This window comes from Rhodococcus sp. MSC1_016, assembly GCF_023667485.2.
Classification (GTDB): domain Bacteria; phylum Actinomycetota; class Actinomycetes; order Mycobacteriales; family Mycobacteriaceae; genus Rhodococcus_F; species Rhodococcus_F oxybenzonivorans.
On sequence record NZ_JAMOZI020000001.1, the window covers coordinates 1850267 to 1863862 of the forward strand.

Here is a 13596-nt window from a genome sequence, read left to right on the forward strand (position 1 = left end):
ATGCGCGCATCGGCCCGAGTTCGAACCCGACACCACCGCGCTGCGGCGGTGTCGGGCGCCGGCCTGCTCGCCACCGTCGTGCTCGCGGGCACGCTCGTCGGATGCTCCGACGAGGGGGAGCAGATCCCGTCCATCGGGTACGCGATCGACAGCACCGTTACCACCTACAACGCCGGAACCGTGGCCGGCTCGGTGTCGGGGGCACGGCAGGCGTTCGCCCGCGTGCTGCCCGGATTCACCTATACCGGGCCGGAGGGTGGGCCAGTGGCCGACACCGACATCGGCACGGCCAACGCCGTGCCGGGGGACGCGCTGACGGTGCAGTACAAGCTGAATCCCAATTCGGTGTATTCCGATGGAGTTCCGATGTCCTGCGATGATCTCGTGCTCACCTGGGCCGCGAACAGCGGGCGGTTCACCCGACCCGGCGAGGCAACGGTTCCGCTGTTCGATGCGGCCAGTACCGCCGGCTACTCGGACATCGACCGTGTCGACTGCCAGACTGGGGCAAAGGAAGCCACGGTGACCTTCAAGGCGGGGCGAAACTTCACGGATTGGCGGTCGCTGTTCGGGGCGACGTCGATGATGCCCGCCCATGTGGTCGCCCGCGCCGCCGGTGTTCCCGACCTTGTTGCCGCCGTTCAGAATTCGGACAACGAGGCGCTCGCCCGGATCGCAGACTTCTGGAACGACGGATGGACGATGACGCCCGGCGAGCTCGATCTCGCCCTCTTCCCCGCGTCCGGGCCTTACAAGGTCGAATCGTTTTCCGCGGACGAAGGCCTGGTGCTGGTGGCGAACGACCGCTGGTGGGGAAATCGTCCCGCCACCTCCCGAATCGTCGTGTGGCCCAAGGCGGCCGATTTGGCTGCGCGCATCGCAGACGAGTCCGTCGAGGTGGTCGACGTGGCCACGGGATCGGTCCCGGACATCGAACTCGGCGGCTTCGACGTGACAGACGTGCCCTCGCGCAGCGTCGAGCAGTTCGTGCTGTCCACGTCGGGGCTGTTCGAGACCCCGGCCGGGCGCCGCGCCTTCGCCTCCTGCCTGCCCCGCGAGGAGTTGGCCGCGGAATTCGGAAAGGCCGCGGAGGACGGTGCCGCCGCGGCCTCCGTCGACACCCGGTTCACGGCACCCGACAGCCTCGTGTACGAGTCGGTCGCGGCAACCGCCGGTGGCCGGTACGAGACGTCGGATACGACCGCAGCCACTGCGGCGCTGGCCGAGACCGACAACACCGCGGCCACCGTGCGGATCGGATACCTGGGACCCGATCCGCGCCGTGCCGCGATCGTGGCTGCCGTGGCCGCGGCGTGCGCCCCGGCCGGAATTACCGTGCAGGACGCGGGGTCCGAAGAGTTCACTCCGTCGATGCTGCGAGACGGACAGGTGGACGCGCTGCTCGCGGGAACGGCGTCCGCTCCGGGCGCGGCCGGGACTGCGGCGCCGACTACCTCGATGTACGCACTTCGCGGCGGTAGCAGAAACAACTTCGGGGACTATGCCAACGGCCGGGTGGACCAGATCGTCGATCAGCTCGCGGTCGACAGCTCGACCGCAACACAGCTGGCCTTGTCCACCGAGGCCGAGAACATCCTGTGGTCGGAGGTGCCCACCGTGCCGTTGTTCAATCAGCCTCGCACCGTCGGGTTCGCAGCGGGTCTGGAGGCCGGAACGGTCAATCCGACGCGTTCCGGCGCCGGATGGAATATGGACAGGTGGGTTCTGCGGCGGTGACCGACACTTCTTCCGCACATGACGTCGTCACCCGGCTCACCCGGTGGGCGGACGACTTTCCCGAGCCTGGGGTGCGGTTCGCGGACCTCACGCCCGTCTTCTCCGATGCCACCGGATTCCGCGTCGTGGTCGATGCGCTGGCCGCATGCGCGCCGGATGCGGAGGTGATCGCCGCCGTCGACGCGCGAGGATTTCTTCTCGGCGGCGGGGTCGCACGGGAGCTCGGCTCCGGCGTGGTGGCGGTGCGCAAGGCGGGCAAGCTTCCGCCGCCGGTGCTCGCACAGTCGTACACCCTCGAATACGGTACGGCGACGCTCGAAATCCCTGCCGACTCCCTTGGATTGGACGGCCGCTCGGTGCTCGTCGTCGACGACGTCCTGGCCACCGGTGGGACGATCGAGGCCACCGCTCGCCTCCTCGAATCGGCAGGTGCCGTAGTGATCGGTGTGGCGGTGGTTCTCGAGATCGCGGCCCTCGGTGGCAGGACGCGGCTCGGAAAGTACCCGCTCACGTCCCTCGTCACGGTCTGAGTACTAAAGTTGTGCCTGGTGGTGCCGAAAGGCCCAGCTAACCAGTGGTAGGAGGTGACGGCATGACTTCGAATCTCGATCGGTCGCAGAACGCGAAATCCCCTTCGTCTGCACAGTCCGATGCCGAGTCACCTGTAGCGGATCCCGCTTCCGGCAACAGCCGCGGAGCGCAGGGATTCGCCGTTCCGGCGTCTGCATCGCGCCGGGTACGAGCGCGACTCGCCAGGCGTATCACGGGGCAACGGAACGCGACCATCCGGCCGGTTCTCGAGCCCCTCGTCAGTCTGCATCGCGAGCTCTATCCCAAGGCCGATCTGGCCCTCCTCCAGCGCGCGTACGACGTCGCCGAGGAAAAGCACGCCAGTCAGAAGCGCAAATCCGGTGATCCGTACATCACCCATCCACTCGCCGTCGCGAGCATCCTCGCCGAGCTCGGCATGGATACGACCACTCTGGTCGCGGCGTTGCTGCACGACACCGTCGAGGACACCGGGTATTCGCTCGCTCAGCTGACCGAGGAGTTCGGCGACGAAGTGGCGCACCTCGTCGACGGCGTCACCAAACTCGACAAGGTCGTTCTGGGTAACGCGGCCGAGGGTGAAACCATCCGCAAGATGATCATCGCGATGGCGCGCGACCCCCGCGTGCTGGTGATCAAGGTGGCGGACCGCCTGCACAACATGCGGACCATGCGGTTCCTGCCGCCCGAGAAGCAGGCTCGCAAGGCACGTGAGACTCTCGAGGTGATTGCCCCGCTGGCGCACCGGCTGGGAATGGCGACCGTCAAGTGGGAGCTCGAGGACCTGTCGTTCGCGATTCTGCATCCCAAGAAATACGACGAAATTGTGCGGCTGGTCGCCGACCGGGCGCCGTCGCGGGATACGTACCTGGCCAAGGTGCGCGCGGAAATTAACGCCACCCTGACGGCGTCGCGTATCAACGCGGTGGTCGAAGGCCGACCGAAGCACTACTGGTCGATCTATCAGAAGATGATCGTCAAGGGGCGCGACTTCGACGACATCCACGACCTGGTCGGTGTGCGGATCCTCTGCGACGAGGTCCGCGACTGCTATGCGGCAGTGGGTGTGGTGCATTCGTTGTGGCAGCCCATGGCAGGCCGGTTCAAGGACTACATCGCGCAACCCCGCTACGGCGTCTACCAGTCGCTGCACACCACCGTGGTCGGGCCCGAGGGCAAGCCACTCGAGGTGCAGATCCGCACCCACGACATGCACCGTACCGCCGAGTTTGGGATCGCAGCGCACTGGCGGTACAAGGAGACCAAGGGCAAGCACTCCGGTGATGTCGCCGAGGTCGACGACATGGCGTGGATGCGGCAGCTCCTCGACTGGCAGCGTGAGGCCGCCGATCCGGGCGAGTTCCTCGAGTCTCTCCGCTACGACCTCGCGGTCAAGGAGATCTTCGTGTTCACCCCCAAGGGGGACGTGGTCACGTTGCCCGCAGGGTCGACGCCCGTCGACTTCGCCTACGCAGTCCACACCGAGGTCGGGCATCGCTGTATCGGCGCCCGGGTCAACGGGCGGCTGGTCGCCCTCGAGCGCACCCTCGACAACGGAGAAGTGGTGGAGGTCTTCACCTCCAAGGCGGTCAATGCGGGCCCCAGCCGCGACTGGCAGTCGTTCGTGGTGTCCCCTCGGGCGAAGACGAAGATTCGGCAGTGGTTCGCCAAGGAGCGCCGGGAGGAGGCGCTCGAGAACGGTAAGGACGCGATCGCGAAGGAAGTGCGACGCGTCGGTCTCCCGCTGCAGCGACTGATGAACGCCGAATCGATGGCGGCTATCGCACACGAACTCCACTACACGGACGTGTCGATGCTGTACACCGCGGTCGGGGAAAGCCACGTGTCTGCGCAGCACGTGGTGCAGCGACTGGTAGCCCACCTCGGTGGTGTCGGAGACGTGGAGGAGGAGCTGGCCGAGCGGGCCACGCCGTCCACCATGCCGATGCGCCCGCGCAGTACCGGCGACGCCGGTGTCCTGGTGCCGGGAGCGGAAGGAACCGTCGCGAAGCTCGCCAAATGCTGTACGCCGGTTCCGGGCGACGAGATCATGGGCTTCGTCACCCGGGGCGGCGCGGTCAGCGTGCACCGGACCGACTGCACCAACGCCGGGTCTCTCCAGGAGCAGTCCGAGCGCATCATCGAGGTCCAGTGGGCGCCGTCACCGTCCTCGGTATTCCTCGTTGCCATCCAGATCGAGGCCCTCGATCGGCACCGGCTGCTCTCCGACGTCACCAAGGCTCTTGCGGACGAGAAGGTGAACATCCTGTCGGCGTCGGTGACGACGTCGGGTGACCGGGTGGCCATCAGCAAATTCACCTTCGAGATGGGTGACCCGAAGCATCTCGGCCACGTGCTGAACGTCGTCCGGAACGTGGAGGGCGTCTACGACGTCTACCGGGTGACCTCCGCCGCCTGACAGCTCCGCCCTGTCCCGCATGCACGAACGGGACGTTCGTTCGGTTAGACCGAACGAACGTCCCGTTCGTGCATGACGGGGTACGGGACCGGGCGCCGGAAAGTCGGGCGGTCAGCCGACCTTCGCGGTCTCGATCTGAACCGGGGTGTTCGGCTTGCCGCCGCCCGCGGACATGGAGCCGTCGTCGCCGTCGGCCGCCACCTTCTCGACCGTTGCGAGGCCCTCCTCGGAGATCGAACCGAACACGGTGTAATTGGGCGGGAGCACCGAGTCGGCGTAGACGAGGAAGAACTGGCTGCCGTTGCTACCCGGCTGTCCGCTGTTCGCCATCGCGACAGTGCCGCGGGGGTAGACCACCGGCTCGGCCAGCGCCGGATCGTTGCCCGCGAACGCTGTTTCGGGATATTCGGTGTCGAACCCGTAGCCGGGACCGCCGGTGCCGACGCCGCTCGGATCACCACATTGCAGGACCTGCAACCCTTGTTCCGTCGTCAGGCGATGGCACGGGGTGTCGTCGAAGTATCCCTGCTCGGCGAGGCTCACGAAGCTGTTCACCGTGCACGGTGCCTCGGCCCGATCGAGGGTCAGACCGATGGGGCCGGCGCTGGTGGTGAGGTTCACCGCGACGGTGCCTGCGGTGGACACACCGGTGGCGGACGGGGCGGTGACGTCCTTGGCGGGTGGTCGACCCGCCGGGTACGAGCAGTCGACGGTTGGCGCGGCGGGTGCGGGGACCGGTGGCAACGTGCCGAATCGAGAGAGGTCGAGCGACTGCGCCGCGGCGCTCGTGGGGGATGCCTTCGAGGTGCCGGTTGCCGAACCGCCCGAGTCGGACGAGTCCGAACAACCGGCGAGGAGGACCGCGAGGCCCACGCCTGCGACGAGAATCGAGGTGCGTTTCATCGGTCCATCCTCACATGTGGCGGCCTCAGTCCATCCGGACGGACTTGATGTCGATCGGCAGGTTCGGCTTGCCGCCGCCCGCCTGCATCGAGGCATCGTCACCGGCGGCCGCGACCTTCTCGATGGTGGCGAGGCCGGTCTCGTCGATGGTTCCGAAAGCGGTGTACTGCGGAGGCAGCTGGGAATCGGCGTAGACGAGGAAGAACTGGCTGCCGTTGCTGCCGGGCTGGCCGCTGTTGGCCATCGCGATGGTTCCGCGCGGGTACGTGACGGGAACCTGCAGCGACGGATCGTCGGCGGGGTACTGGTCGGTGGGGAATTCGTTCGTGAAGCCGTAACCGGGTCCACCGGTACCGGAACCGGTCGGGTCACCACACTGCAGCACCTTGAGGCCTTCGGAGGTGACGAGCCGGTGGCACGGCGTGTTGTCGAAGTAGTTCTGGCTCGCGAGGCTGAGGAAGTTGTTGACCGTGCAGGGGGAGTCGGCGTTGTCCAGCGTCAGTCCGATATTGCCCTGGGTGGTCTCCACGCTGACGCTGACGTCGCTGACCGTGGTGTCGATGTCCTCGGTGCGCGGCGGGTTCACCTGTCTGGCCGGCGGCTGACCGTCCGGGGTGTAGGTGCACGACACCTTCTCGGGGAGCGGCTCGGCGCGTCCTGCGGGCATGACACCGGGCGACTGGGGCGAGGCGGACACCGAGTCGGCGGAGGCTTCGGTCGTGTCGTCGTCACCGCTGGTGAGGGCGAAAACGACCGCGCCGGCCGCCACGACGAGCACTACACCGAGCACCGAACCGGCAATGGTCAGCTGCTTGCGCTTGCGTGCTCTGTTCGCGCGGCGCTCGAGTTGACGCTCGAGCTTTCGTTTCGCTGCTTCCCGGCGCTGCTCGTTGCTCGGCACTGCGGTGGTCCTCCCGTATCGGTCTTCTCTGGCAGTCGGTCGATATAGCAGTTGGTCGGTGTGATCTACCCCCGGCACACGACCTCCAGAGTGTGCCATCCGAACCTGAGAACGAGCTGGCGGGGCGGCAGCTTAGGCTGTAGCGACTGCAATGATCACTCGAACAGGAGCGTCGCGCGTGCTCGTCACAGGATTTCCGGCCGGGATGTTCCAGACCAACTGCTACATCCTCGCCCAGGACGATGCCCGCGAGTGCGTCGTCGTCGACCCCGGTCAGGATGCTGCCGGCCCGCTGATCGACTTTCTCGCCCAGTCGAATCTCACACCGACGGCGGTGCTGCTCACACACGGTCACCTGGACCATGTCTGGAACGCGCACGAGGTGTGCGACAAGTTCGGCATCCCCGCGTACATCCATCCCGGGGACCGGTACATGTTGTCCGACCCCGGACGGGGCATCGGGCCGACGATGAAACCGTTCATCGAGGGGATGGATTTCGTGGAGCCGAGCGAGGTGATCGAACTGTCGGACGGCGATCACATCGAGCAGGCGGGCATCTCGTTCGTCGTCGATCACACTCCGGGGCACACACAGGGTTCCGTGGTCTTCCGGACCCGGGTCGAGCAGGAGACCGGTGGGGTCGAGCTCGCCCTCACCGGGGACACCCTCTTCCAGGGATCGATCGGGCGCAGTGACCTGCCCGGTGGCAACCACGAACAGTTGTTGCAGTCGATCGCCGACAAGCTTCTGGTCCTCGCCGACGACACGGCGGTGCTGCCCGGGCACGGCGGATCGAGTTCCATCGGGGCCGAGCGCACATCCAACCCGTTCCTCGTTGGACTCCCGGGCTCGAAGTAAGGAAAAGTAGCGACAGTGAGTAAAGCCAGCACCTTCTCCGCCCCCAAGGGCGTTCCCGACTACGTCCCGCCGCAGTCCGCCGAATTCGTCGCGGTCCGCGACGGGCTCACCCGCGCTGCGCGACTGGCCGGCTACGGCCACATCGAGCTTCCCATCTTCGAGGACACCGGACTGTTCGCGCGAGGTGTCGGTGAATCGACGGACGTCGTCAGCAAGGAGATGTACACCTTCGCGGACCGGGGTGATCGATCGGTGACCCTGCGCCCCGAGGGGACCGCGGGCGTGATGCGCGCTGTGATCGAGCACGGTCTCGACCGGGGCCAGTTGCCGGTCAAGTTGAGCTATGCCGGTCCGTTCTTCCGCTACGAGCGTCCCCAGGCGGGACGTTACCGACAGCTGCAGCAGGTCGGGGTCGAGGCCATCGGTGTCGACGACCCGGCCCTGGACGCCGAGGTCATCGCAGTTGCCGACGCCGGGTTCCGGGGTCTCGGGCTCGAGGGGTTCCGGCTGGAGATCACGTCACTCGGTGACGACACCTGCCGGCCCCAGTACCGGGAACGCCTGCAGGAGTTTCTCTTCCGCCTTCCTCTCGACGAGGAGACGCGTCGCCGCGCCGAGATCAATCCACTGCGAGTTCTCGATGACAAGCGCAAGGAGGTGCGGGAGATGACCGCGGATGCGCCGCTCATGCTCGACCACCTCTCGGATACCGCGAAGGCGCATTTCGACGAGGTCCTTGCCCACCTCGACGCATTGGGCGTGCCGCATGTCATCAACCCGCGGATGGTTCGCGGCCTCGACTACTACACGAAGACCACGTTCGAGTTCGTGCACGACGGTCTCGGCGCGCAGTCGGGCATCGGCGGCGGCGGACGCTACGACGGCTTGATGGCGCAACTCGGCGGTCAGCCGTTGTCCGGCATCGGTTTCGGGCTCGGCGTCGACCGCACCGTCCTGGCGCTGGCTGCGGAGGGCAAGACGGCGGGGTCGACCGCCCGTTGCGAGGTTTTCGGGGTTCCGCTGGGTGACGAGGCGAAGGCGAAGCTGGTGGTGATCGCCCAGCAGTTGCGCGCGCAGGGCATTCGGGTCGATCTCGCCTACGGCAACCGTGGCGTGAAGGGCGCGATGAAGGCCGCGGACCGTTCCGGTGCCGCACTCGCACTCGTGCTGGGTGACCGTGACATCGCCGAGGGCACCATCGGGATCAAGACTTTGGCCACCGGTGACCAGGAATCGATCTCGGCGACCGATGTCGTCGCGCACGTCGGAGCGATCCTTGGCGCCTGAGCACGATCCGCCGGTGTCACTCGACCTCGTCCCCATCGAGCTGATTGCGCCGCGCCTCAGGCGGGTCGCGATGATCGCCGTACTGATCGGCGCGGTCGTCGGTGCCGTGCTGAGCTTCTTCACTCCGTTGTGGCTGGCCGTGGTGGTGGGTGGTGTGATCGCCGTCCCTACCGCCCTGTCGGCGCTCGTCACCCTGCGCCGCAAGGTCGTGCTGGAACGCGGTGTCATTTTTTCGACCGGGGGTGTGCGAACCCGTCACGTCGATGTCACGAAGGCGGTGGCGGCCGAGGTGGTGGTGCGCTCGGCTCGGGTCAGCGAAGTCAGTGTCCGCATCACCGATTCCGACGGCGTTCTCGCGGTGCCGTTGGCGTTGTACACCACTGACGGCGGCCGTGAACTGGACGTGCTGGGGCTGCGGAAGCTGGCCGACGCACTGACCACGAGCGAACTGGTGGCGGCCGCAGCGATCGCCTCGGTGCTCATCGAGCAGTTACGTGCCGAGGCGCGCGACGCCGCGCTGACCGAGCGCCCGTTGTTCCGGGCGGTGGAGTTGGTACGTGCAGCCGGACGAGTCCCGATGACCACGCTCACCGATCACGAAGTAGCAGCGCTCGTCGAGTAGACAGACCCAGGTGGGGCGGCAGTGCCTCCTCCCCACCTGCGGCTGTCAGTTCCTGGCGTCGATCTGGCCGTCGTCGAGTTCTTCGCCGCCGATGACGGCCGGAGCCACCATTGGGAGGTCGCCGACGAAGGCGTTGCTGTCGCCCGCGTTCACGAGGTAGCCGGGTGTGGTTCGGCCGCTGAGCTGTTCGTCGCCCCCGCGACCAGCCCCCGCCATTCCTGCGCCGCCGCCCATCGCGCCCACCGGCCCGCCGGCTGTTCCCACTCCGGTCGTTGTCGACGTGCCGAGTGCTCCTGCCGTGCCCGTGGCAGCCGGAGTCGCCACACCGGCAGCGCCTGGCGGAACGAAACCGGCCACCGGTGCGCGCGGCACGGAAGCGACGCTCCCAGAAGCTGTTCCGCCGCCGGCGCCGTACATGCCGATTCCGGTACCACCTGCGATGCCCACCGAGCCGGGGACACCGTGCGCTGCACCGGCCGGCGCGGGCGAGCCGGACCTGGCCGCGACGGAGTCGGCGGACACGTCACTGGGCGACACACTCGCGGCTTGCGTCGTGGCCGAGACGAGTTGATCGAGGCTGTCGGTGACTGTGGAGACCATCGGGGCACCGACGCTCTCGAGCACAGTGCTCGCGACAGCAAACGGTGATGTCGCCGCTGCGGCGGACGGTCCGGGCGGCGGCGGCGGCGGCACGGGCACCGGTGCCGCGAGGCCGTTCATGGTGAGGGTCTGCTCGTTCAGCTCGGTTCGTGTCTGCGTGACCACTCCGATCGCGGCCTTGATGTGTTCGGCGGCCGACGCGAGAAGCATCGCCTGCCCGGGCGGCGTCATCACCATCGGTGCTGCAGCGACCGCGGTGGACGCGAATGATTCGGAGATGGTCATCAGATTTGCGTTGCCACGGGCCACCGAAGCAGCGGCGGTCTGGGTGGTCCCGGAAATCTGCGTGCCGCGCTCGCTCAGTTCTGCGCCGCTCACCTGAGCCTGCTGTCCCTGGACCTGCGCGGCCTGCGCCGCCTGGCTCTGCCAGATCTGATCGAGCGCCTTCAGTCCTGACATGCTCAGCGACATGGCCTGGTCGATCAGTCCGGAGGACATGTCGAGCACCGATGTCGGATCGACGGAGCCGAACGTCCCGGTACCGAAGGCACCCGCAAGGTCGGTGAGTGGCTTGAACAACTCGTCGATTCCCGGCAGTCCGGGCAGGCCTTGTCCCTGGAGGAGGGCCTCCACCGGATTGGGCGGCAACGGCGGAAGAGCAGGCAGCGGTGGGAGTTCGGGCAGCGACGGCACGCCGATCGGGGTGTCGAGTAGCGGGCCGAGCGGCGAACTTTGCAGCGCCTCGAGCGGCGTGCTCGGCAGAGGCGTGTTCACCGCCGCACCGAACGCGGAACCTTGCAGCAGATCCAAGATCGACGGGTGCGCGATGTCGCCGGCGGGCTCGGGAGACGTCACGCGAGGTCTCCGATGGTTCCGCTGATGTCTCCGAGGGCGCCGCCGTTGGCGTCGTCGACGGAATCGTAGGAGTCTGCGGTGGCCCCGGACGTGACAGCGGTGTGAGCGTAGTGGGATGCGAGTTCGGCGACCGACTTGGCGTGGTTGCCCTGCGCCACCGCGAAGGACGCGAGGAAGTCGGCTCCGATCGGACCGAACACCGGCGCCAGCGCGGCGAGGTCGGCACCGAGGTCGATCGCTGCAGCACTACTGATCTGCTCCGCGGCCTGCGCCGCCGTCGCACCGTAACGCCGAATGCCGTCTGTGACGACGAAGACATCGCTCAAGATAACCCCCCAGGTAGTAAGCGTTCGCCAGACTTTATCTCACAGATCCGACGCCGGCGGCGGAAGGTCGCGGGAGGTGCCACCTGTCGTGTGGTCGAGGAGAATCCGCGACTGCGTTCGGATTTCGTCGAGTGGCTGCGACCATCCGAGTGCGCGCAAGCAGGCGTCGGCGAGGAGGGCAGCGGCATCGGTGTTCTCGGGTGTCGGTACCGCTCCGCTTTCGACGTCCGCCCGGGTGGCGATAGCGCTCTCGACGATGCGAAAAGGGAGATCGGTGAGGCCGGGTGCTGATTCGGTGTCGCCGGCCGTGATCTCGGTGAGCGCCTGTTCGGCGCAATGCTGATAGTGCGAGCGCAGAAGAGTACGTTGGGCCCGGAACGGGGCGAAGCGTTCGGTGCGTAGCTCGGGCAGGAGGTAGAGGGCTCCGAGATTCCAGCGCGTGCCGGTGAGCTGGGTGACGTCGTAGGTGGCGAGTGCGTGCAGGCGTACGACGGCAGGCGCATCGATCTTCTCGAGGACTCGGGCGGCGGCGAGCGCGGGCGACACTGTTTCCTCGAGGAGCGCCACCAGGATCTCCTCCTTGTTGGCGAAGTGGTGATAAAGCGATGCCTGTCTTATGCCCACCATGTCGGCGATCTCGCGCGTGGAGGTGGCAGCAAAGCCCTTGGTGGTGAACAGCTCTCCGGCGGCGTCGAGTATCTCCTCGGGCGTCGTCCGACCCGGCCTGCGTTGACTGGTCAGTCGCGGTCGTCCCGGCCCGGTGCTCACCTACTCATGATGTCAGGTCGGTTTTCCACGCCACCGTGGACACCCGCCGTGAGCTTTTCGTCATACCTTCGAAACGTTCGCAACGATCCTGTTACGGCGGGGGCCGATCTGTATACGTCCGCGTCACCCATCCGGTCGGGCGCGAGAGAAAACTATCGATCGACAGATATTGCTCTCGCCGAAGGAGAAGGCCCTTGAGTACACCTACGAGGACTGCGCAAGTGCCGTCCGCACCGGTACTTGCACCTCCTGTTCCGACCGGGGCCGGGAGAATCGACGACTCCGGCGACCTCGGTAAATTCGGCTACGAGCAGCAACTGCACCGGAAACTGGGGAAGTTCGCTTCGTTCGCGGCCGGTTTCTCCTTCGTGTCGATCCTCACGACGATCTTCCAATTGTTCGGTCTCGGTTTCGGATTCGCCGGACCGGCGTTCTTCTGGACGTGGCCGGTGGTATTCGTCGGTCAGTTCATGGTGGCGCTCAACTTCGCCGAATTGGCTGCTCGGTATCCCATCTCCGGTGCCATCTACCAGTGGTCGCGCCGGATGGGCGGGGAGGTGGTGGGCTGGTTCGCCGGCTGGTTCATGATCCTGGCGCAGATGGTTACGGCCTCGGCCGCGGCGATCGCACTGCAAGTGGTGCTTCCGAACGTGTGGAGCGGATTCCAGATCATCGGCGAAGACAGCACGTTGACGTCCGCCAGCGGTGCCGCCAACGCGGTCCTGCTCGGATCGGTCCTGCTGGTACTCACCACCTTTATCAACTGCATCGGTGTGAACTGGATGTCGCGCATCAACAACATCGGTGTCACGTGCGAGATCGTCGGAGTCGTCGCTGTGGTCGGTATGTTCCTCACGCACGCGCAGCGGGGACCGCAGGTCGTATTCGACACGGGTGCGGCGGGCACCGACCCCGGTTACGGCTGGGCGTGGATCGTGTCCGGCCTCATGGCCGCCTACGTGATGGTCGGGTTCGGTTCGGCGGGCGAGCTCGCGGAGGAGACGCGGAACCCGCGGCGGGTGGCCCCGCGCACGATCCGGCTGGCGCTGTCTGTCTCGGCGCTCGGTGGTGGCCTGATGATCATCGGCGCGCTGATGGCGGCTCCGAGCTTGACCGACGGACGCCTCGCCGCGGAGGGTCTGCCGTACGTGTTGTCGTCGATTCTCAGTTCGCCTTGGGGCACATTGCTTCTGGCCGATGTCGCGGTCGCCGTGTTCGTCTGCACACTCGCCATTCAGACCGCGGCGTCGAGGTTGGTGTTTTCCATGGCCCGCGACGGTCGGTTGCCCGCCTCGCAGGTGCTCTCGAAGGTGAACGCGCGCACAGGAACTCCCATCGCCCCGTCCGTCCTCATCGGTGTCGTCTGCATCGCGATCCTCGCGGTGAACGTCGGAAACTCCGCAATATTCGCCACCTTGTCGAGTGTCTGCATCATCCTGATCTACCTCGCGTATCTGATGGTCACGGTGCCCCTCCTGGTCCGCCGCCTGAAGGGCTGGCCGCACGGTGGCCCGCAGGTGGACGCGGACGGCCGGAGTTTATTCTCGCTGGGACGACTCGGCCTACCCGTGAACATTCTGGCTGTCGGCTACGGCGCCCTCATGGTGGTGAACCTCTCGTGGCCGCGAGCCGAGGTCTTCGACCCGAGCGGTGCCTACCCGCTTCTGCGGTGGGCCGCACCCGTCACCGTCGCCGCTGTGATCGCACTCGGAATTCTGTGCTTCCCGCGCGGCCGCAGCACCCCCAACCCCGTCACGATCGGAGCCTGAC

At 66.8% G+C, this 13596-nt stretch carries 12 protein-coding genes; 7 read left to right on the forward strand and 5 right to left on the reverse strand.

Going from position 1 to position 13596, the window contains the following annotated elements:
- The 3 genes from L1080_RS08665 to L1080_RS08675 all read left to right on the forward strand — a co-directional run bounded on the left by L1080_RS08665 (position 1) and on the right by L1080_RS08675 (position 4705).
- The gene (locus L1080_RS08665; protein WP_250763669.1) at positions 1-1737 is read left to right on the forward strand and encodes an ABC transporter substrate-binding protein; all 1737 of its coding nucleotides are present in this window, start codon (positions 1-3) and stop codon (positions 1735-1737) included.
- Positions 1734-2267, forward strand: coding sequence for an adenine phosphoribosyltransferase (locus L1080_RS08670; protein WP_204164763.1), 534 nt, complete (start codon positions 1734-1736; stop codon positions 2265-2267). The genes L1080_RS08665 and L1080_RS08670 overlap by 4 nt, the downstream gene beginning before the upstream one ends.
- 62 nt (positions 2268-2329) lie before the next feature.
- Complete coding sequence (locus L1080_RS08675; RefSeq protein WP_109330548.1) at positions 2330-4705, forward strand: RelA/SpoT family protein; 2376 nt, start codon at positions 2330-2332, stop codon at positions 4703-4705.
- A 111-nt stretch (positions 4706-4816) separates the two neighbouring features.
- Here the strand turns inward: L1080_RS08675 and L1080_RS08680 are convergent, their stop codons facing one another.
- Together L1080_RS08680 and L1080_RS08685 are read right to left on the reverse strand one after the other, a co-directional pair.
- Positions 4817-5608: a peptidylprolyl isomerase gene (locus L1080_RS08680; RefSeq protein ID WP_159926473.1), complete on the reverse strand. Its 792-nt coding sequence runs from the start codon at positions 5606-5608 to the stop codon at positions 4817-4819.
- Between the two features lie 25 nt (positions 5609-5633).
- Entirely contained in the window at positions 5634-6509 is an 876-nt protein-coding gene (locus L1080_RS08685) for a peptidylprolyl isomerase (RefSeq protein ID WP_159926475.1), read from the reverse strand.
- A gap of 178 nt (positions 6510-6687) precedes the next feature.
- On the opposite strand from L1080_RS08685, the gene L1080_RS08690 reads away from it, so the two are divergent.
- Genes L1080_RS08690 through L1080_RS08700 form a run of 3 tightly spaced genes read left to right on the forward strand, consistent with a single transcriptional unit; the run spans position 6688 to position 9277 of the window.
- A complete protein-coding gene (locus L1080_RS08690) occupies positions 6688-7368 on the forward strand; it encodes an MBL fold metallo-hydrolase (protein ID WP_201453475.1) in 681 nt (226 codons plus the stop codon).
- A gap of 15 nt (positions 7369-7383) precedes the next feature.
- Positions 7384-8655: a histidine--tRNA ligase gene (gene hisS / locus L1080_RS08695; RefSeq protein WP_250763666.1), complete on the forward strand. Its 1272-nt coding sequence runs from the start codon at positions 7384-7386 to the stop codon at positions 8653-8655.
- Entirely contained in the window at positions 8618-9277 is a 660-nt protein-coding gene (locus L1080_RS08700) for a hypothetical protein (RefSeq protein ID WP_250763664.1), read from the forward strand. Before hisS ends, L1080_RS08700 begins: the two co-directional genes overlap by 38 nt.
- A gap of 45 nt (positions 9278-9322) precedes the next feature.
- On the opposite strand, the gene L1080_RS08705 is transcribed toward L1080_RS08700, so the two are convergent.
- The 3 genes from L1080_RS08705 to L1080_RS08715 are packed head-to-tail and all read right to left on the reverse strand — an operon-like array spanning position 9323 to position 11826.
- On the reverse strand, positions 9323-10732 hold the full coding sequence (locus L1080_RS08705) for a hypothetical protein (RefSeq protein ID WP_250763661.1): 1410 nt from the start codon (positions 10730-10732) through the stop codon (positions 9323-9325).
- Positions 10729-11058, reverse strand: a complete 330-nt coding sequence (locus tag L1080_RS08710; protein ID WP_250763658.1) for a type VII secretion target — start codon at positions 11056-11058, stop codon at positions 10729-10731. The genes L1080_RS08705 and L1080_RS08710 overlap by 4 nt, the downstream gene beginning before the upstream one ends.
- A 39-nt stretch (positions 11059-11097) precedes the next feature.
- Positions 11098-11826: a TetR/AcrR family transcriptional regulator gene (locus tag L1080_RS08715; protein WP_250763655.1), complete on the reverse strand. Its 729-nt coding sequence runs from the start codon at positions 11824-11826 to the stop codon at positions 11098-11100.
- A 221-nt stretch (positions 11827-12047) separates the two neighbouring features.
- On the opposite strand from L1080_RS08715, the gene L1080_RS08720 reads away from it, so the two are divergent.
- The gene (locus tag L1080_RS08720) at positions 12048-13595 is read left to right on the forward strand and encodes an amino acid permease (RefSeq protein WP_250764969.1); all 1548 of its coding nucleotides are present in this window, start codon (positions 12048-12050) and stop codon (positions 13593-13595) included.
- Position 13596 lies beyond the last annotated feature (1 nt).